Source organism: Streptomyces sp. NPDC090127 (assembly GCF_044746945.1).
Classification (GTDB): domain Bacteria; phylum Actinomycetota; class Actinomycetes; order Streptomycetales; family Streptomycetaceae; genus Streptomyces.
This window is the reverse complement of the sequence record NZ_JBIVDE010000005.1, coordinates 1-20,091: the sequence shown is the minus strand read 5'-3', so window position 1 is coordinate 20,091 and position 20,091 is coordinate 1. Positions and strand designations below refer to the sequence as shown.

Here is a 20,091-nt window from a genome sequence, read left to right as displayed (position 1 = left end):
CAGGACTGACACCCGCGACGGGGTTCCCCTACTTCTGCTACTTCCTGTGGAAAAGCAGGTCGTGCACGACATGCCCCTTGTCCAGGCCCTGCCCCTCGAATCGGGTGAGGGGGCGGAAGTCCGGGCGGGGCGCGTAGCCGCCGTCGGGCACGGTGTTCTCGAAGTCGGGGTGGGCGGAGAGGACTTCGAGCATCTGCTCGGCGTACTCCTCCCAGTCCGTGGCGCAGTGCAGCACGGCGCCGGGCTTCATCCGGGTCGCGAGCAGCGTGAGGAACTCGGGCTGGATCAGGCGCCGCTTGTGGTGGCGCTTCTTCGGCCAGGGGTCCGGGAAGTAGACGCGGCAGCCGTCGAGGGCGTCGGGGCGGAGCATCTCGCGGAGCAGGATGATCGCGTCGCCGTTGGCGACCCGGACGTTCTCCAGTCCGCCCCGGTCGGCGAGACCGAGGAGGTTGCCCTGGCCGGGGGTGTGGACGTCCACGGCGAGGATGCCGGTGCCGGGGTCGGCGGCGGCCATCTGGGCCGTGGCCTCGCCCATCCCGAAGCCGATCTCCAGGACGACGGGCAGGCCGCCGAACATCTCGCCCAGGTCGAGGACGTGCTTGCCGTCGATGTCGAGACCCCAGTCGGGCCAGCGCTTGAGCATCGCCTCGGCCTGGCCGGTGGTGACGCGGCTGCGGCGCGGCTGGAAGCTGCGGATCCGCCGCTCGTGGTGCGACCCGGCGGGGTCGGGCAGCGGCCCTTCCCCGGCGGCGAACCTCTGACTGCCCCGCCGGAAGACGGGCTCGGGGCGGGTGACGGCTTCGTGAGACTCAGACACAATGCGCCCAATTCTACGAGACCGTTCCGGGGCCCGGCCCGAGCCCCGTCCGAGCCCTCCGGTGGCTCCCGTTCCTGGTCCGGTGCCGGGCCCCTCCGACGCCTGGCCCGGTGCCGGGCCCCTCCGACGCCTGGCCCGAGCCCGGCTCCCGTATCGGGCCCTCCGGCTCCCGTACCGAGCCTCCGGCTCCCGTATCGGGCCCTCTGGCTCCCGTACCGAGCCCGATCCCTCCGGCCCCCGGCCCGCGCGGCGCGCGGCCCGGGTCCCGACGGGCTACAGCAGCGCCAGCGCCCTCGACGCGACCTCGCGCCCGATCGGCAGCGACGCCGTCGCCGCCGGGGACGGTGCGTTCAGGACGTGCACCGTCCGCGGTGCCTCCCGGATCAGGAAGTCGTCCACGAGCGTCCCGTCCCGCAGCACCGCCTGCGCCCGTACCCCCGCCGGGGCCCGCCGCAGATCCGTTTCCTCAACCGCCGGCAGCAGCCGCCGCACGGCCTCCGTGAAGGCCCGCTTCGACAGCGAGCGGCGCAGCTCGCCCGCTCCGTAGCGCCAGTGCTCCCGGGCGATCTGCCACGAACCGGGCCACGCCACCGTCCCCGCGAGGTCACCGGGCCGGACGACCGACCAGTCGTACCCCTCGCGCGCCAGCGCCGGCACCGCGTTCGGTCCGACGTGCACGCCGCCGTCGACGCCCCGGGTGAGGTGGACGCCCAGGAAGGGGAAGGCCGGGTCGGGGACCGGATAGACCAGGCCGCGGACCAGCGAGGGGTCCGCCAGCTCGTAGTACTCGCCCCGGAACGGCACGATCCGCATGTCCGGCTCGTCGCCCGCGAGCCGGGCGACCCGGTCGCAGTGCAGCCCCGCGCAGTTCACCAGGACCCGCCCCCGCACCACCGTCCCGCCCGCCGTGCGGACGGCGACGCCCCAGGGCCTGCGGTCGACCGCGGTGACCTCGGAGCCGTAGAGGATGCGCGCCCCGGAGGCCTCGGCGAGCTGCGCGGCCACCGCTCCGTAGTCGCAGATCCCGGTCGTGCCGACGTGGATCGCGGCGAGCCCCCGCACGTTCGGTTCGTACGCGGCGATCTGCGCGGGGCCCAGCTCCCGCACGGGGATGCCGTTCTCCCGGCCGCGCTGCACGAGCGCGTGGAGCCGGGGCAGCTCGTCGCGGCCGGTGGCGACGATCAGCTTGCCGGTGACCTCGTGGGGCAGTCCGTACTCGGCGCAGAACTTGACCGTCTCGGCCGCGCCCGAGACGGCGAACCGCGCCTTCAGGGAGCCGGGGCGGTAGTAGATCCCGCTGTGGATCACCCCGCTGTTCCGCCCGGTCTGGTGGCGGGCCGGGCCGTGCTCCTTCTCCAGGACGGTGACGCGGGTGCCGGGAGCGGCGCGCGTCAGGGCGTACGCCGTCGACAGACCGACGATCCCGCCGCCGATCACGAGCACGTCGCAGTCGACGTCGTGCGTGGACACCTGCACCACCTCCCACCCCGATAGTGCACTGGCCCACTGACAGAGCGGCTAAACCCCCTGGGACACGCGTCACGCCGGGCCTCTTCCGGTCTCACCCGCGGCTCATGTCTCGGTCACTCCGGAGTCACGCGGGGGTCATCAGGAGGGGCCTGGCCCGCTCCCGCAGCTCCATGACCCTCGGCTCGTCCCCGTACGGTTCGAGCCGGTGCAGCAGGTCCCGTACGTACTCGGTGGTGCGGGCGGACGAGATCCGGCCGGCCACCTCCACCGCGCGCGTGCCGGCCGCGCAGGCCGCGTCCAGGTTGCCCGACTCCAGCTCCGCGACCGCCGACACCACGAGCCGCAGCCCGTGCGAGCGGACGAACTCCTCCGTCGGCCGGGACAGCGCCTGCTCGGTGAAGCGCCGCACCTGGCGGGGGGCCTTCAGGTCCCGGTAGCACTCGGCGGCGTCCGCGCAGAACCGGTCGTACGAGTAGAAGCCCAGCCACGACGGGTCGGCGTCGCCCTCCCGCGAGCGTTCCAGCCACCCCTCGGCGGCCTTGAGGGCGGCCGCCGCCGCCGTGCCGTCGCCTGCCTTCGCGTGCGCGCGGGCCTCGACGAGCCGGAAGAAGGACATGGTGCGCGCGGTCGCGAGCCCCCGGTTGCGCTCCAGGGCGGCCTGGGCGAGGTCGACACCCTCGTCGGCGAAGCCCCGGTAGGTGGCCTGGAGCGACATGGAGGCCAGGACGTACCCGCCCAGGGGGACGTCGGCGGCGGCACGGGCGAGGCGCAGCGCCTGGATGTAGTAGCGCTGGGCGGCCTCCTGCTGGCCGGTGTCGAAGGCCATCCAGCCGGCGAGGCGGGTCAGCTCGGAGGTCGCGCCGAAGAGCGCCCGGCCGACCTCGTCCGAGTACGAGCCGAGCAGCAGCGGTGCCGCGTCGACGCGTAAGCACTCCGGGACCATCGAGGACCGCCAGTCGCCGCCGCCGTACTTGGAGTCCCAGCGGCGCGCGTCCTCGGCGGCCTCCCGGAGCTTGGCGACGTCGCTGTGGCCCACGCGCGCGTGGGGACCGGTCTCGGGCCCCTCGGCCACCACCGGCGCTCCGGCCGGTCCCACCAGGCGCTCCACGGAGGAGTCGGCGGGCGTTATCAGCCAGCGGGAGGCGGGGGTCGCGTACGCGCTGACCGCGAAGGATCCGGCCAGCGACTGCCAGATCCCGCCGCCTCCGGCCCGGCGGCCGGCGAGATCCAGCCGGTAGAGCTCGGTGGCCGAGCGGACCGCCTCGCCCACGTCGCGCGGGAAGGCGAGCCCCACCTCGGGCGCCGGGTCGGCGTCGGCGAGCCCGATCTCGTGCAGCGGCACGGGCCGGCCCAGCTTCTGGCCGATCGCCGCCGCGATCAGGTGGGGGGCGGCGCCCTGGGGCACCATGCCCTTCGACACCCAGCGGGCCACCGACGTCTTGTCGTACCGAAGCGTCAGACCGCGCTGCGCGCCGAGGTCGTTGACGCGCCGGGCGAGGCCGGCGTTGCTGATTCCCGCGAGGGCGAGAACCGTGCCGAGCTTTTCGTTCGGCCCGCGTTGCTCCCTGGACATGACGCCACCCCTCGACCACCCAGACGGCCGCCACGACGCCGGGCATAGGCGTGCGGCATTCGTAAACACAGCGTAGTTCGCCGCATCCCTACCGTTAAGGGGCGGTGTTCCGTATGGCGGGATTGTTGTGGGAACAGACGGATGGCCGACAGATGGCGTAGCGGCGTCGGTTGATCCCGTGGTGTCCGGCGCTCGGGGAGCGCCCGGGGCGCTCGTGGGGCGCCCCGGGGCGCGTGCTCCGGGTGTGTGGCCGTGCGCCCGGCCGTGCGCTCTCGTCCGCTCGGTGCGGGAGCGCTTCCATGAGTCCTGCGTGGGTCGGCCCACTGGGCTGTGAACCGGTGGGCTGGGGGATACCGTCGCCCCTTTCCCCGCGGGCGGCGGACGGTTCCGGGAGGCGTACAGCGCCTCCCGGACTGCCGAGGGCCCACCGGCGGGAGCGCCGCGGGAACACCGACGGGGCGCGGACGGAGAACGCGGACGGCGGACCGGTGACGTGCCGGCGAAGCGCCGGCCGGGCGCCGACCGCTCGTGGTACCGGATCCGTGCCGCTGAGAATGGCCGAATGGCGACGGTCGCCGAGCCGCTGTCAACTGGCCCATGCCAGGGGCGCATTCGCATGTGCGGACGCGCGCCCGGAGCCCCCTGCGTGCGCGGTTGTCGTGGCAGCATGTTCCTCCACTGAACCGACGTGGAGGCGCCGATGCGATGGCTGGTGGGCTGGAGCAGTGTCGCCGCGACCTTCGGCCCGACGGTTACCTCTGGTACCGCTGGTGCCGGCGGGTGGGCAGGGATGCCGGGGACGCCGGGGATGGCCGGTTCGGCCGGTGCCGTGGGTGACCCGGCGTCCGAGGGGCGCACGGTGCAACCCGTGGGCGCCCAACTGCTGTGGGGCGACCCCGATCCGCTGTGGGCGGTCGGCGACTGGCGCCCCGACGAGGTCCGCGTGATCAGCGTCGACGCGCACACCCGCCTCGCCGTCCTGGGGTGTTGCGCCGCGAGCGACGAGGCGCTGAGGGTCGGGCTGCTCACCGCGCGCGGGGGCGCGCTGCGCCATCTCACCGCCTGGGCGGGCAGCTACACGGCCGTCGTACGGGCCGGGCGCCGTGTCACCGTGACCGGCGATCTGGCGGGCGCACGGCCGGTGTTCCACGCCCCGTGGGCGGGCGGCACGGCGTACGCGACGGCCGCCCTGCCCCTCGCCGACCTCATCGAGGCCCAGCTCGACATCGGCCACCTGGCCGCGCTGCTCGCCTGCCCGGAGACCCCGGAGGCGCTGCGGGACTCGACACCGTACGAGGGGGTGAGACGGGTGCCGCCCGGGCACGCGCTGATCCTCCGGGAGGGCTCGCGCGAGATCACCGGGTACGAAGCGGTGGCCTCGCTCGCCGTCGCGGCGGCCGAGGTCGAGCCCCGGCGGGCGGTGGAGGGCGTACGGGACGCGCTGGTCGACGCCGTACGGGCCCGACTCACGGCGCCCCGGCACGCACCGGAGGCGCCGCTTCCGGACCCGGGGCCCGTCCCCGGCATGGGACCCGCCGAGCGGCGGGCGGCCCGGGGCGGCGGCCCCGCGCCCGGCATCGGGGCGGACCTCTCCGGCGGCAGCGCGTCCGGCACGCTCGCGCTCCTCGCGGCCGGCCTGCCGGGGGTGCCGGGGACGATCCTCGGCCACGGCACGGGCGCCGGGGAGCGGCTGCTGGCGGTCACCTTCAACGACCTGACGAGCGGGGGCGGTCCGGACCGCGAGGAGGAGCTGGAACGGGCCAGGTCGATCGCGGCGAACCCGCGGCTGCACCACGTGGTCGTGGCGGCGGGCGAGGAAGCGCTGCCGTACGCGGAGCTCGAGGGGCCCCTGACCGACGAGCCCGGGCCTTCGCTGGTCGTCGCCGACCGGCACCGGCGGCGGCTCGCGGGCGGCAGCGCGGACCACTTCACGGGCCTGGGCGCCCGGCAGGTCCTGGACGCGCACCCGGCTCGCCTCGCGGACCTGCTGATGGATCGTCGCCGCAGGTCGCTCGTACGGCCGGTGACGGCGCTGGCCAGGGCCACGGGGCCGTCGGCGGGTTCGCTGCTGGTCCCGCTGACGGTCTACCGGGCGGCGCGACGGCTCGCGCGGACGCCCTACCGGACCGGCCTGGAGGCGGCGGCGGCCCTGCTCCTGGACGCGAACCGGCCGGGGCCGGGGGCGTACGGCCCGGTGGAGGCGTCGCTCTCCGCGCTGACCTGGTCGCGGCCGGGGCCTGCGGCGCGGTGGCTGACGGGGGAGGCGCTGGCCGAAGTATCGGTTCGCCTGACCCGGGCGGCGACGCTGCCGACGTCGGTGCAGCGGCCGGGGGAGGCACGCGCGCGTGCGGCGCTCGCCCGGGCGGCGGCCGACCACCGGGTCCTGGAACAGGCGGCCGAGATCCGCGGCCAGCGGCTGCACGCCCCGTTCCTGGACAACCAGGTGGTACGGGCCTGCCGCGACCTGCCCGAGTCGCTGCGGGTCCAGCCGGGCGCCCGGGCGCAGGTCCTGCGCACGGTCCTCGCGGGCGCGGGCGTCCACGACATCCCGCCGGGCTGGGGCGCCCCGAACCCCGCGGTCCCGGCCGCCGCGGTCCGCGCGGGCCTGCGCGCCGCGCTCCCGAACCTGCTGGCCCTCTTCGACGCCCCGCTCCTCGCCGACGCGGGCCTGATCGAGGCCCGCGTGGTCCGCAAGGCCCTCCACGCGGCGGCCGACGGCGACCCGATCCCCCTGGACGGCCTCGCCGACCTGGTCTCCACCGAACTCTGGCTCCGTCGCCTCCTGGCCCGCCGAGGCACCTGCTGGACGGGCACGGCGGCCCCACGCCCACGCACGGCGGTGGTAGGCCCCCTGATCCCGGCGACCCGGAGATCGCTGCCCGCGTGAGGGGGCGGGGACGGCGGCGGGCGGGAGGTGGGGACGGGCGCGGGGTGATCGTGACAGCACGCTCGCTCGAGTGAACGCCAACCGCCGGCCGACGACCACGCGCACACGTCCAGCCACAAGCCGGGGACGCCCGTGCTCTCCCGTACCCCCTCGGCTTCGCACTCGACACCTCCGCGTTCCGACGCCCCGCGCCGCGCCCGGTTAAACCCCGAGGCGCAGCGGCACGCGCGCGGCGACAATGGCCCGCGTGCGGTATCTGATCCTCGGTTCCACCCTCGCGCTCGACGCCCACGGCACGCCCCTCCCCCTGGGCGGTGCCAGGCTCCGGGCGCTGGTCGCCGCGCTCGCGCTGCGCGGCGGGCGGGCCGCGACCGTCGCCGAGCTCGTCGACGACGTGTACGGCGACGAGCCCCCGCTGGACGCGCCGGCCGCCCTCCAGGCCCTCGTCGGGCGGCTGCGCCGGATCGTCGGGCGGGAGGCCGTCGAGTCCACGCCCGGCCCCGGCTACCGCCTCGACGCCGGACCGGACGACATCGACCTGTACGTCTTCGAGCGCCACGTCCGCGACGCCACGGCCCGCCTCGACGCCGACGACCCCGCGAGCGCGGCCGACCTCCTCCGCACCGCCCTCGCCCTCTTCCGCGGCCCCGCCCTCGCCGACCTGCCCGAGCACGCGCGCGTGCGACCCGAGGCCCAGCGACTCGCCGCGCTCCGGCAGCGCGTGGAGGCCGACCTCAGGCGCGGCGCCGTCGACGGACTCGTACCGGAGCTGTCCGAGCTGACCGACGCGTACCCGTACGACGAAGGCTTCCGCGCCCACCTCATCCGCGCCCTGCGGGCCGAGGGCCGGCAGGCCGACGCCCTCGCCGCGTACGAGGACGCCCGCCGCGCGCTCGCCGAGGGCCTCGGCACCGACCCGGGCGCCGAACTCACCGCCCTCCACCGCGAACTCCTCCGCCCGACAGCGGCGCCGCAGCCCCGCGAGGCCGGAAACATCCGGCCCCGCCTCACCTCCTTCGTCGGCCGCGAGCCCGAACTCGCCGCCCTCCGCGCCGACCTCACCCACTCCCGCCTCGTCACCCTCACCGGCCCCGGCGGCTCGGGCAAGACCCGCCTGGCCGAGGAAGCCGCCCTCGCGGCCCGCGCTCTCCCGGGCCGACGGGGTGACGCGGGCGGACGGGGCCATGCGGGCACGTGGGACGAGGCCGCCACACGCGAAGGCGACGGATACGGCGAAGGCGACGGCTACGGCTCCCGCGGCGGCGACGGCCCCTCGCACGCCCCGCATGCCCCGCATGCCCCGCATGCCCCCCATGCACCGCACGCCCCCCACACCCCCCACGCCCCCCACGCCGACCCCTTCCCCGACGGCGCCTGGCTCGTGGAGCTGGCGCCGCTCGACGATCCCGACGCCGTGCCCGGTGCCGTGCTCTCCGCGCTCCGGCTCCGCGAGACCAACCTGATCAGCCGCGAGGGCCAGGTCCCCCAGGACGACCCCACCCACCGGCTCGTCGAGCACCTCGCGCCGCGTTCCCTCCTCCTCGTCCTCGACAACTGCGAGCACGTCGTCGGCGCCGCCGCCGCCCTCGCCGAGGCCCTCCTCACCCGCTGCCCCCGGCTGCGCGTCCTCGCCACCAGCCGGGAGCCTCTCGGCGTTCCCGGAGAAACGGTCCGCCCGGTCGAACCCTTGCCCCCCGACCCGGCCCACCAGCTCTTCGCCGAACGCGCCTGCGCCGTACGCCCCGACTTCGGCCGTACGCCCGGCCACGGTGGAACCCCCGGCCGCGAGGGCAGCGGCGCCCACGCTGGTACCTCCGCTCACGCCGGTACCTCCGCTCACGCCGGTACCTCCGCTCACGCCGGTACCCCCGCTCACGCCGGTACCCCCGCTCACGACAGCCACCGCGACGCCGTGGCCGAGATCTGCCGCCGCCTCGACGGCCTTCCCCTCGCCATCGAACTCGCCGCCGCCCGGCTCCGCCTGCTCACCCCGCGCCAGATCGCCGACCGGCTCGACGACCGATTCCGTCTCCTCACCTCCGGCAGCCGCACCGTCCTGCCCCGCCAGCAGACGCTCCGCGCCGTCGTCGACTGGTCCTGGGAACTCCTCGACGCCGACGAACGCACCCTGCTCCGCAGGCTCTCCGTCTTCGCCGGCGGCTGGGACCTGGCCGCCGCCGAGGCCCTCGCCCCGCATGCCGCCGACACTCTCGGCGCACTCGTCGACAAGTCCCTCGTCGTCGCCGCCCCCACCGACGACGGCGAGATGCGCTACCGCCTCCTGGAGACCATCCACGAGTACGCCGTCGAACGCGCCGCCGAACGGCCCGACGTCCGCGCCGCCGCGGAGGCCGCCCACACCGCGTACTTCACGGCCCTCGCCGAGCGCGCCGAACCCCTCCTCCGCTCGGGCGAGCAACTCCCCTGGATCCGGCGGATCGAGACCGACCTGGGCAACATACGCGCCGCCCTCCACCGCGCCACCGGCGCCGACCCGGACGAAGCCGCGGCCCATCGCCTCGTCTTCGCCATGGGCTGGTTCTGGTGGCTCCGCAACTACCGTCCCGAGGGCCTGGTCTGGGTCGAGCGCACGCTCCGGCTCGGCGAGGACCCGGCCGACCCGGCCGACCCCCGCCACTGGCCCCGCATGCGGCTGCGCATGCTGTCGTTCTTCCTCGTCGTGGAGAACCGTACGGCCGCCGACCTGCGCGCGGACCCCGAGGGCGCCGCGCTCGTGGTGCGGGTGCGCAAGGCCTTCGGCGAGCACCCCGGCCCCGAGTCGGCCCGCTTCCCCGGGCTCCTGTGGCCGTTCACGGCGTTCCTCACGGAGGAGCCTCCCGTCCTGCGCGAGATGCTCGACACCGCCGTCGAGATCTGCCGTCGGTACGGCGGGGAGTGGGAACTCGGCGTCAGCATGATGTTCCGTACCCACCTGGTGATCGACATGCCCGGCGAGATGTCCGGCGTGGACGAGGACCTGGCCGAACTGCGCGTCCTCTCCCGCCGGGTCGGCGACCGCTGGATGCGGGCACAGGTGGCGAGCGCGGCGGGCGAGGCGTACATGATGCGCGGCCGGTACAAGGAGGCGGCGGGAGCGTACGAGGAGGCTCTCGGCCTCGCCCGCGAGGTCGGCGCGTACGCCGAGTCCCCGTTCCTGATCGCCCGGCTCGCCGAACTCGCCTACCGCGAAGGTGACGTGGAGGCCGCCGAGAAGGGCCTGGCGGAGGCCGAGGCGGAGGCCGCGCACCACCACATCGACGACACGGAGACGTTTCTCCGGTTCATGAGGGCCGTCCTCGCCCTCTACCGCGGCGACGTCCGCTCCGCCCGCGCCCACATGGACGCGGCGAACCAGCTGGTCCTCACCGGCACACCGCCCCCGCACTTCACCGCCGCCGTACTCGGGTTCTCCGCGCGCGTGCTCGCGGAGGAGGGCGGCGGCGCGGAGGCCGTGGCGCAGGCGGTCGAGGCCCTGCGCCTCACCCGGCAGGCCGAGTGCGCCGACTTCGTCGTCGCCCAGCTGGGCGAGGGCCTGGCGACCGTGCTCAGCCTCGACGGCGCGCTCCCGGTCGCGGTCCGGGTCCTGTCCGCCGTCGACACCTGGCGCGCGGCGATCCCCCGCTCGGTCCCCGAACTCCGCGAGGTCGAGACCGTGCGGGCCCGGGCCCGCGCGGAACTCGGCGAGGCCGCCACGGAGCACGCTCACGCCGAGGGCTCCCGGCTGACCCTCGACGAGGTCATCGCCCTGGTGGACGCGTACGTGTCGTCCCACGAGCCCGCCTGAGCCCTCGCCTCCGTCCCGCGAGCCTGCCCGAGCCCTCGCCTCGCGCCCCGCGAGCCCGCCTGATCCCTCGCCCCGCGCCCCGCGAGCCCGCTACGTGTCGTCCCACGAGCCCGCCTGATCCCTCGCCTACGGCCCGCGAGCCCGCCCGAGCCCTCGCCTCGCGCCCCGCGAGCCCGCCTGATCCCTCGCCCCGCGCCCCGCGAGCCCGCTACGTGTCGTCCCACGAGCCCGCCTGAGCCCTCGCCTACGTCCCACGAGCCCGCCTGATCCCTCGCCTCGCGCCCCGCGAGCCCGCCTGATCCCTCGTCTCCGGCCCGCAGCCTGCCCGAGCCCTCGGCTCAGGCGCAGCCGATCCGGGACTGCGCCCAGTCCGCGACGGCGACCCGGCCCCATGGCGAGGTCTCCTCCACGACGAGGCGGAGCGTCGTGCGTCCGGCGATGCCGACGTGGACCGGGATCGCGGGATCGCCCGACTCGACGACAGGGGAGCGCCAGAGCCGTTCACCGTCCCCGTAGACGGAGAAGCGGACGCCTCCGAGGCCGATCGGCGCGGTCAGGTCGTCGACGCCGACGAGCGCGTCGTAGCTGGTGCACCGCCGGTTGAGGTCGATCACGAGCGCGGACGGCGCGTGCACGCTCACGCCGTGCCCGTACCGGGTGCCGCCGATCGCCAGTCCGTCGCGCTGCCACATCCAGCCGCTGTCGCCGAGCCGCACCTCGGGCTTCGTGCCGTCGCCGAAGACGCCGTAGTCCAGCTGGTTGACCTGGTAGACGGTCGGCGGGGCGGGAGTCGGCGTGGGTGGCGGCGTCGGCTTGGGCGGGGCGGGAGTCGGCGTCGGGCGGGGCTTCGCCGGCGTCGGCGTCGGGCTGGGTTTCACCCGCTCCGGCGTGGGCGTCGTTGGGGGCGTGGGGGTCGGAGTCGGCTCGGGCTCCTCGACGGCGGGTGGGGCGGGCGGCGTGGGCTTGGGGGTCGGCTTCGGCGGCGGTGTCGGTTCCGCCGGGACGACGGGCGCGACGGCCGGCGGCGTGGCTTCGGGCTTCGCGACCGGCTCGGGGTCGCCGGCGAACGCCCAGACCAGTCCGGCGGTCGCGGCGACGGCGACGGCCGCCGCGAGACCCGCCTTCGCGGGCGCGCCGAGCCCTTCGGCCACGGCGGCGGAGGACCCGCCGACCGTACTCGACGAGCCCGCGCCCGTCGCGGCGGCGGCCGCACCCGCGCCGGCGGCGCCCGCGACCCCGCCCGCCACGACACCGGCGGCCTTGAGCGAGAACCCGGCGGCGAACCAGCCGATGACGGCGACCGGCAGCAGCGCGGGGATCCCGGCGTTCACGTGCTCCAGCTCACCGGCGGCGAGCCGGCACCGGGCGCACTCCTCCAGGTGTTTGCGCAGCCCGCGCTCGGCCCGCATCCGCAGGCCTCCGCGCGCGTACGCGCCGAGCCGGTCGGCATAGCGGGCACAGTCGCCGCCCGCCGTAAGGGACTGGCTGACGTGCGCCTGGAGGTACGCCTGCTTGAGTCCCTCGCGGGCCCTGCTGGCGAGCACGGCGGTGGCGTTGGCGGTCAGCCCGAAGAGCGGCGCGACCTCGCTGGGCGACTCCTCCTCGACGGTGGTGTGCCACAGCACGGCCTGCCACCGCTCGGGCAGCGACCGGAACGCCTGCATCGCCAGCGACTGTTCGGCCTCGTGCATGGCCTGGACGTCCGCGCCGAGGTCAAGGCCGGCCCCGAACGACGGCGTCTGGTCGGAGACTTCGGACGAGCGGGCGGCCTGCGCCGCGAACAGCGCGAAGTCCTCGACCAGGTGCTCGCGCTTCTGTGTGCGCGTCCAGTTCGCCGCCACCCGCCGGACCGTGGTCAGCAGGTAGGCGCGGACCGCGTATTCGGGCCCCGCCCCGCCCCGTACCGCCTGGAGCGTACGGGCGAACACCTCCGCGGTCAGGTCGTCGGCGGTGTGCGCGTCGCGGCAACAGGTCCTGGCGTAGCGGCGCACGGCGTCGGAGTGGCGACGGAACAGCTCTTCGTACGCGCTGTCGTCGCCGTCGCGCATCAGCTGGACGAGATCGGCGTCGGAGGGCGGCAGCTCCACCGGAGGCGGCAGGACGGTGTCGTACGCGTCCGCCGCGGCGGCGGCCGTCCTGGCAGCGCCCCTCTCCCGCTGCTGCGGCACCACCGGCTCACCCGTCGGCGACGACGGGGACGGAGACGACGGGGACGGAGACGGCGACGATGGGGACGGGCCCGGCGATAACCCGCTCCCGGAGCCACCCGAAACGACAGGCGTGCTCGAACCGGACCCCGGAACCTGGCTCTTGGGCCCGCCGGACGATCCGCCGGGGCCGCCCTGGCTCGGTACGTGCCGCGAGGGGTGGCCCCCGGTCTCCGTGTCACCGCCGCTGCCCAGAGGCTCGTCCCGACCGTCACCGCTCATCGCGGAAGCCCCCGTACACACGCTCAGACCCGACCACCGGCCCAGCGTGCCACAGAGCCCCGGCCCGCTGAACTCTCGCGTCCACTTACCACTCGTCCGGGGCGACTTCCCGTATCCGGGCGTAACCGCTCACTCGTTCGTGCCATGCTCGACGGTCGGCCCGCACCGCCGAACCGGACACCCGCGAGCGGCCCCTACCCCGCCGGCTCCCGCGAGCGGCCCCTACCTCGCCGGCTCCCGCGAGCGGCCCCACACCGCCCGCTATCGCGAGCGGAGGCCCTCCAGCAGGATGTCGAGGAGCCGTGCCGAGGCCGCCGCCTGCTGCGCCGGGTCCGGCAGCGCGGGCGCCGCCGTGGCTATGACGAGCAGGACGTCCGCCACGGTCACGTCCGCCCTCAACTCGCCCGCCTCACGGGCCCGGTCCACCAGCCGTCCGACGACCTCCAGGAGCTCCGCCGCACCGGCGTGCTCCAGCTCGGCACCCGGCACCGCGCGCGGCGCGGCCATCCGCGCCTCGGCCGAGTCCCCGAAGCCCCGCTGGTGCGGCACCCGGGCCGCGTCCTCGGCCGTCGGTGCCGGCAGCAGCAACTCGTCCGCGTCCACACCGACCCGCAGTATCTGCGGCGGCAGCAGCCGCCCCGCGCCCGAGGCCACCGAGGTCCGCAGGAACCGGGAGAGCGCCGACCAGGGCTCGTCCTCCTGCCCGAGAGCGGTGCGCGCCTGCTCGGTCAGCCGGGAGGTCTCCTCCTCGGCTATCCGACGTACCAGCACGTCCTTGCTCGGGAACCGGCGGTACACCGTGCCGACGCCGACCCGGGCACGCCGGGCCACGTCCTCCATCGGTGCGCCGTAGCCGAGTTCGCCGAAGACCTCGCGCGCCGCGCGCAGCACGTGCTCCAGATTGCGCTGGGCGTCCACCCGCAGCGGCGCCGACCGGCCGACCTGCGCCGACGATCCGATGGCCGCACCGGAGACCGCGCCGACACCCGGGCCCGACACCGCACCCGAGCCGGCGGCCGTACCCATGGCCGTACCCGTACCCGTACCCGTGCTCACACCCGCACTACGTCCGTCGAACGAGCTGTCCGTCGTGCCGACGACAGCCTGCCACCGCGAATCCTGCATGTGCATAAGCGTTCCCCCGCTCATGATGTCTCCCCCCGGAGACTCCCCGCCCTGACACGGGGCCGGCTCTCCGCGCGGCGCTCTGGTCTGCGCGCCGCGAGCCGAAACCCCGATGAGGTACGAACATAGTTGAGTCGAGGTCAATTCAGAAGGGGGAGTTCCGCACGGTGCGCCCCCCGATCGGAGCAAGGGCCTGAACTCTCCCGATTCCGGGCTACCGCGCCACCCCTCCCGCCGGGGCTGACCTGCGTACTTCCCGCTGTACCCCCGGTGTGCGCCACCCCGTGCCCCCGCGCACCTCCGGTCACACAATTTGCCGGGGCTGTGGACAAACCCCGAACGGCGTTGCGTCATGGGACAGTGACCGAACCTGCGCGCATTCTCGTTGTCGGCGGTGGCTACGTCGGTATGTACACCGCGCTGCGTCTGCAGCGGCTGCTCAAGGCCGAGCTCAGAAGCGGTTCCGTCGAGATCGCGGTGGTCACACCCGAGCCGTACATGACGTACCAGCCGTTCCTCCCCGAGGCCGCGGCCGGCTCGATCTCCCCGCGCCATGTCGTCGTCCCGCTCCGCCGGGTCCTGCCCGCCTGCCGGATCGTCATCGGAGAGGTCCACGCCGTCGACCACGCCAAGCGGACCGCGACGCTCTCCACCCTCGCCACCGACGAGGAGGGCACCGGGACCATCCAGCTCGGCTACGACGAACTGGTCATCGCGCCCGGCTCGATCTCCCGCACCCTCCCGGTCCCCGGCCTCGCCGACCACGGCATCGGCTTCAAGACCGTCGAGGAGGCCATCGGCCTGCGCAACCACGTCATCGAGCAGATGGACATCGCCTCCTCGACCCGCGACCCGGACCTGCGCGACGCCGCCCTCACCTTCGTCTTCGTCGGCGGCGGCTACGCGGGCGTGGAGGCGCTCGCCGAGCTGGAGGACATGGCCCGCTACACGGCGCGGTACTACCACAACATCAAGCCGGAGGACCTGAAGTGGGTCCTGGTCGAGGCCACGGGCCGGATCCTGCCCGAGGTCGGCGAGAAGATGGGCACGTACGCGATCCGCGAGCTGCGCGCCCGGAACATCGACGTACGGCTGGAGACCCGGCTGGAGTCCTGCGAGGACCGGGTCGCCGTCCTCAGCGACGGCAGCCGCTTCCCGACCCGTACGGTCGTCTGGACCGCCGGCGTGAAGCCCGCGCCCGTCCTCGCCGCCACCGACCTGCCGCTCGACGCGCGCGGCCGGCTCAAGTGCACCGCACGCCTCTCCGTCGAGGGCGTCGAGCACGCCTGGGCGGCCGGAGACGCGGCGGCCGTCCCCGACGTCACGGCGGACGAGCCGGGCAAGGAGTGCGCGCCGAACGCGCAGCACGCCGTACGCCAGACCAAGGTGCTCGCCGAGAACGTCGCCGCCTCCCTGCGCGGGCAGCCGCTCAAGGAGTACGCCCACGCGTACGCGGGCTCGGTCGCCTCCCTCGGCCTCCACAAAGGCGTCGCCCACGTCTACGGACGCAAACTCAAGGGCTACCCCGCCTGGTTCATGCACCGCGCCTACCACCTCAGCCGCGTCCCGACCTTCAACAGGAAAGCGCGCGTGCTGGCCGAGTGGACCCTCTCCGGCCTGTTCAAGCGGGAGATCGTCTCGCTCGGCTCGCTGGAACACCCGCGCGCCGAGTTCGCACTCGCCGCCGCGCCCCCGCCCCCCGTGACCGGCCCGAAGAACGGGCCCGACGACCTCCCCGAGGAAGGGCCCAAGCCCGGCTGACACCGATGTCAGTGCGGTCGGTCACACTGGACGTGTGACCATAGGTGGGCTCACACCTGCACAGAGTGACTCAGCACGGCCAACAAACCACGAGGCATACAGATCCGTGAACTTCACCCGTTGGAGCGCCCGACTCCCCGGCACGCAGCGCCGCACGGCCGCGCGGGGGACCGAAGGCTCCGTGCCCGCGGCCCGCGGTGAGTACGAGCAGCGGCCTGAGCACCTCCCCGGCGACGTCCCCCTCCTGGAGGACTTCTCCGCGCGGGAGATGATCGGCCGCCTCCCCGGCCTGGTCGCCCTCGCCCACGGCCCCGAGCACCGCATCGCGTACGTCAACGACGCCTACGCCGCCGCCTTCGGCCCCCGCCCCGCCGGGGCCACCGTCGCCGAGGCCTGTCCCGAGGCCGAGGAGCTGGGCCTGCTGCCGCTCATGGACCAGGTCCTGCGCAGCGGAAAGCCCCGCACGGTCAAGTCCCGCAAGACCCAGGACGGCGGCTCGTACACGGTCACCTGCCTGCCGGTGGACTCCCCGCGCTTCGAGGGCGGCGGCGTCCTCGTCCACGCGGCCGACGTGACCGACCACGCCGAGGCCGCCGAGCGGCTGCGGGCCAGCGAGCGCCGGCACCGCGAGACCGCCGTCACCCTCCAGCGCTCCCTGCTCCCGCAGGAACTGGAGCAGCCCGACGACCTGCGGATCGCCGCCACCTACCAGCCCGGCGGCACGGACGCGGCCGTCGGCGGCGACTGGTACGACGTCATCACCCTGGGCGCCGGACGCACCGCCCTGGTCATCGGGGACGTGATGGGCCGCGGGGTGCGCGCCGCCGCCGTCATGGGCCAGCTCCGCACCGCCGTCCGGGCCTACGCCCGGCTGGACCTGCCCCCGCACGAGGTGCTCCAGCTGCTCGACGGCCTCGCCGCCGAGATCGACGCCAGCCAGATCGCCACCTGCGTCTACGCGGTCCACGACCCGAACGAGGGCAAGCTCGTCTACGCCTCCGCGGGGCACCTCCCGATCCTCGTCAGGGACGAGGACGGCTCGGTCCGCCGCGCCGAGGACCCCACCGGGCCCCCGCTGGGCACCGGCGGCTGGCTGCACACCTCCGGCGCCATCGCCCTGCCGCCGGGCTCCACCGCCGTCCTCTACACGGACGGACTCGTGGAGCGGCGCCGCGAGGACATCGACGAGGGAGTCGCCGCCCTGGAGCGCGCGCTCTCCGGAGCCCTCGGCACCCCGCAGGTCGTCTGCGACCGGCTGTTGCGCTCGCTCGGCGTCACCGCCGAGCACGACGACGACGTGGCCGTCCTGGTGGTCCAGCACCCCTCCCGCAAGGGAGCCGACGCGGAGCTCTTCCACAACGCGGCGCTGGAGCTGCTGGGCGGTGTGGAGGCGGCCCCACGCGCGCGTGCCTTCGCCTCGGGCGTCCTCTCCAGCTGGCGCTTCCCGGTGGAGCTGCGTGATCTCGGCGTCCTCGCCACCAGTGAGCTGGTGGCGAACTCCCTGAAGCACGGCACCCCGCCGATGCGGCTGCGGCTGCGCCGTACCGACCGGCGACTGATCATCGAGGTCACGGACGGGGACGACCATCTGCCGCGCCGCCGCAGGGCGGAGACGGAGGACGAGGCGGGTCGCGGGATCTCGATCATCGCGACGATCGCCTCGTCCTGGGGAAGCCGCCGGACGCCGGGAGGCGGCAAGGCGGTCTGGTGCGAGTTCGCCCTGCCCGACTAGGTCGTGTCCGGAAAGTCCGGCGCCCTGCCCTGCGGGCGGACGGCCATACTTTCCGGAAACTCCCTAGGCGGGGACGCTCGTCTTCTCCGGCTGGTGCCTCGCGACGACGCGCGAGACCTTGACGGCGAGGTACGGCTGGTCCTGCACGGGCGTGAGCTGCCGGCCGAGCCGCACCGCCAGGAACGTGATCCCGAGCGAGAAGAGCACGAAGGTCACGATGTACGGACCGTGCAGCGCGGCCCCCATGGGCCCGCCCACAGCCGGGCCGACGGCCAGCGCGAGCTGCTTGACCAGGGCGAACGCCGAGTTGTACTGACCGACCATCGACTCCGGCGCGAGGTCCGCGACCAGCGGCGCCACGGTCGGCGACAGCATCGCCTCGCCGAGCCCGAAGAGGGCGTACGTGGAGACGAACGCGGCGGTCGCCATCGCCTGGCTGCCGTGCCCGAGCCCCGCGTACCCGGCGATCACCCACGCCACGGCCCAGATGAGACCGACGGCGGCGATCATCCGGCTGCGGCGCCGGCGCTCGACGAACTTCAGCACCACGAACTGGGCGACGACGATGACGGCCGTGTTGGCGGCGAGCGCGATCCCGAGCGTCGACGGCTCGATCCCGGCGGCCTCGGTGCCGTACGCCGCGAGACCCGACTCGAACTGTCCGTAGCAGGCGAAGAAGAGGACGAAGCCCAGGACGCACAGCTGCACCATGGCTTTGTGGCCGAGCAGCGCCCGGACGCCGCCCTTCCGCGCGCCGGCGGGACGGGCGTCCCGCAGGGCGGGCGAACCCGGCATCCGGACGGTCGTCACGATGCCGCCGAGGACGAGGAACATCGCCGCCTCGATCGAGAAGAGCAGCAGGAAGCTGCCCGGGCGGCCGGCGTCGACGAGCTGCCCGCCGATCAGGCCACCGACGCCGAGTCCCAGGTTCTGCAGGAAGAACTGCATGGCGAAGGACCGGGTCCGGGTGGTCGGGTCGGAGCACCAGACGATCATCGTGGCGAGCGCCGGCTGCATCACGGCCGTACCGGCGCCGAGCAGCGCGGCGGAGCCGACGGCGGCGGGCACGCTGCCCGAGAGCCCCATGCCCAGCGCGCCGAGCGACGCGAGCACGGCGGCGACGAGCAGGACGGGGACGGGGCCACGCCGGTCGATCGCGCGTCCGCTGAAGGGCAGGACGACGAGTGCGGCCATGGCGAAGACGGCGAGCACGATGCCCGCCGTGGTCGCGCCCAGGTCCCGCACCTGAGCGACATACACATAGAGGTACGGAACGGTGAAGCCGAGTCCGAACGCGCTCAGCGCGCTGCCTGCCTGGATCCGGCGCATCGCTGCACCCATCGCCTTGGTCACGCTCACCCACTTCGATCGCGGGTTCACCCCTGTAGGACTGAACCCTGAAGACTTCGAAACTAAAATTAGATCCTTAACAATACACATGGAAGGACTTCAACGCCAACGAACTCTGTGGGACACTCCCCGCATGTCCGACAACCCCGAGCAGTCCGGCCCGCAGTCCCTGGGGGAGCCGACCCTCGACGAGCAGATCGCGGCCTACCAGCGCGAGTACCGGGACCTCGACCCCCAGGTCGAGAAGGTGGTCTCGGCCCTCGGCCGGCTGAACCGACGTATGAACGTGGCGTACGGACGCCAGCTGTCCGACCTCGGCATCAGCAACGCGGAGTGGGAGGTCCTCAAGACCCTCGTCCTGGCCGGCGCCCCCTATCGACTGGGCCCCGGCGAGCTGGCCAAGCGGCTCGGCCTGACCCCGGCCGCGATGACCCACCGCATCGACCGCATGGCGGGCGAGGGCCTGGTCACCCGCGACCGCGACGAGTCCAACCGCGTCCGGGTGATCGTGGAGCTGACGGACGAGGGCCGCACGAAGTGGCTGGAGGCGATGCGCATGGCGACGGACTTCGAGGAGGAGCTCCTCCAGGACCTGACGGTCGACGAGCGCGCCGGCCTCGGCGACATGCTGATCCGCCTCCTCCGAAGGGTCGAGCACACCCAGCCGGACGCGGGCGGCCGTCTCACCGACCTGGACTGATCCGGCCGGCCGGACGCCTGGCGATCGGCACCGCGGGGGCCACGGGAGGGGCCACCGGAGGGGGGTTGACACGCCCCCGCCGTATCCGTAGTGTTCTCCGAGTTGTCACGGGGCCGGAACGGTTCTGCGACAGCCACTCCCGCCGCTCACTGCGGCACCTCAACTCAGCACGATCTCCCAACCGGGACGAATTTCGGCATGCCGAAATTCATTTCGAAAGCCTCGATTATGAGGCGCCCGGGAAATCCGCTAGAGTTTGAGCGTCGGAACGGCCCAACAGCCGCGAAGACAACCCCCGCTGACTGGGAATCAGGCCCGAAAGGATCTGATAGAGTCGGAAACGCAGGAAGGTCGAAACGGGAAACCGAAGAAGCCGGAAAGCACCGAGGAAATCGGATCGGAAAGATCTGATAGAGTCGGAAACGCAAGACCGAAGGGAAAAAGCCCGGAGGAAAGCCCGAGA

11 protein-coding genes are annotated in these 20,091 nt (G+C 74.3%); 5 read left to right on the top strand and 6 right to left on the bottom strand.

What is annotated here, in order from left to right; genetic code table 11:
• Positions 1–37 precede the first annotated feature (37 nt).
• From trmB to ACIPPS_RS18930, 3 genes are all read right to left on the bottom strand, one after another.
• Positions 38–829 (bottom strand): tRNA (guanosine(46)-N7)-methyltransferase TrmB, encoded by a 792-nt coding sequence (trmB, locus tag ACIPPS_RS18940; RefSeq protein WP_401434590.1) that lies wholly within the window; start codon positions 827–829, stop codon positions 38–40.
• 261 nt (positions 830–1,090) lie between these two features.
• A complete protein-coding gene (gene lhgO / locus ACIPPS_RS18935; RefSeq protein WP_401433201.1) occupies positions 1,091–2,287 on the bottom strand; it encodes an L-2-hydroxyglutarate oxidase in 1,197 nt (398 codons plus the stop codon).
• 124 nt (positions 2,288–2,411) lie between these two features.
• Complete coding sequence (locus ACIPPS_RS18930) at positions 2,412–3,860, bottom strand: MFS transporter (RefSeq protein WP_401433198.1); 1,449 nt, start codon at positions 3,858–3,860, stop codon at positions 2,412–2,414.
• A gap of 700 nt (positions 3,861–4,560) precedes the next feature.
• Between ACIPPS_RS18930 and ACIPPS_RS18925 the strand changes: the two genes are divergently transcribed.
• Positions 4,561–6,747 carry an asparagine synthase-related protein gene (locus tag ACIPPS_RS18925; protein WP_401433196.1) on the top strand — a complete coding sequence of 729 codons (2,187 nt, stop codon included), beginning with the start codon at positions 4,561–4,563 and terminating at the stop codon, positions 6,745–6,747.
• Between the two features lie 247 nt (positions 6,748–6,994).
• Complete coding sequence (locus tag ACIPPS_RS18920) at positions 6,995–10,531, top strand: ATP-binding protein (RefSeq protein WP_401433193.1); 3,537 nt, start codon at positions 6,995–6,997, stop codon at positions 10,529–10,531.
• Between the two features lie 338 nt (positions 10,532–10,869).
• On the opposite strand, the gene ACIPPS_RS18915 is transcribed toward ACIPPS_RS18920, so the two are convergent.
• Entirely contained in the window at positions 10,870–12,960 is a 2,091-nt protein-coding gene (locus ACIPPS_RS18915; RefSeq protein ID WP_401433191.1) for a sigma-70 family RNA polymerase sigma factor, read from the bottom strand.
• 261 nt (positions 12,961–13,221) lie between these two features.
• Positions 13,222–14,091: a TetR/AcrR family transcriptional regulator gene (locus ACIPPS_RS18910; RefSeq protein WP_401433188.1), complete on the bottom strand. Its 870-nt coding sequence runs from the start codon at positions 14,089–14,091 to the stop codon at positions 13,222–13,224.
• Between the two features lie 354 nt (positions 14,092–14,445).
• Here ACIPPS_RS18910 and ACIPPS_RS18905 point away from each other — a divergent pair, with 354 nt between their 5' ends.
• Positions 14,446–15,846: an NAD(P)/FAD-dependent oxidoreductase gene (locus ACIPPS_RS18905; RefSeq protein ID WP_401433186.1), complete on the top strand. Its 1,401-nt coding sequence runs from the start codon at positions 14,446–14,448 to the stop codon at positions 15,844–15,846.
• A gap of 106 nt (positions 15,847–15,952) precedes the next feature.
• The gene (locus tag ACIPPS_RS18900; RefSeq protein WP_401433184.1) at positions 15,953–17,578 is read left to right on the top strand and encodes a SpoIIE family protein phosphatase; all 1,626 of its coding nucleotides are present in this window, start codon (positions 15,953–15,955) and stop codon (positions 17,576–17,578) included.
• Between the two features lie 63 nt (positions 17,579–17,641).
• Here ACIPPS_RS18900 and ACIPPS_RS18895 read toward each other — a convergent pair whose 3' ends face one another.
• Complete coding sequence (locus ACIPPS_RS18895) at positions 17,642–18,919, bottom strand: MFS transporter (protein WP_401434587.1); 1,278 nt, start codon at positions 18,917–18,919, stop codon at positions 17,642–17,644.
• A 142-nt stretch (positions 18,920–19,061) separates the two neighbouring features.
• On the opposite strand from ACIPPS_RS18895, the gene ACIPPS_RS18890 reads away from it, so the two are divergent.
• On the top strand, positions 19,062–19,628 hold the full coding sequence (locus ACIPPS_RS18890) for a MarR family winged helix-turn-helix transcriptional regulator (RefSeq protein ID WP_401433182.1): 567 nt from the start codon (positions 19,062–19,064) through the stop codon (positions 19,626–19,628).
• Positions 19,629–20,091: the final 463 nt, after the last annotated feature.

Coding starts and splice junctions, on each gene's coding strand:
- ACIPPS_RS18930 (WP_401433198.1), bottom strand. CDS start 3,860: ATGTCCAGGGAGCAACGCGGGCCGAACGAAAAGCTCGGCACGGTTCTC.
- ACIPPS_RS18925 (WP_401433196.1), top strand. CDS start 4,561: ATGCGATGGCTGGTGGGCTGGAGCAGTGTCGCCGCGACCTTCGGCCCG.
- ACIPPS_RS18915 (WP_401433191.1), bottom strand. CDS start 12,960: ATGAGCGGTGACGGTCGGGACGAGCCTCTGGGCAGCGGCGGTGACACG.
- ACIPPS_RS18910 (WP_401433188.1), bottom strand. CDS start 14,091: ATGCACATGCAGGATTCGCGGTGGCAGGCTGTCGTCGGCACGACGGAC.
- ACIPPS_RS18895 (WP_401434587.1), bottom strand. CDS start 18,919: ATGGGTGCAGCGATGCGCCGGATCCAGGCAGGCAGCGCGCTGAGCGCG.
- ACIPPS_RS18890 (WP_401433182.1), top strand. CDS start 19,062: ATGTCCGACAACCCCGAGCAGTCCGGCCCGCAGTCCCTGGGGGAGCCG.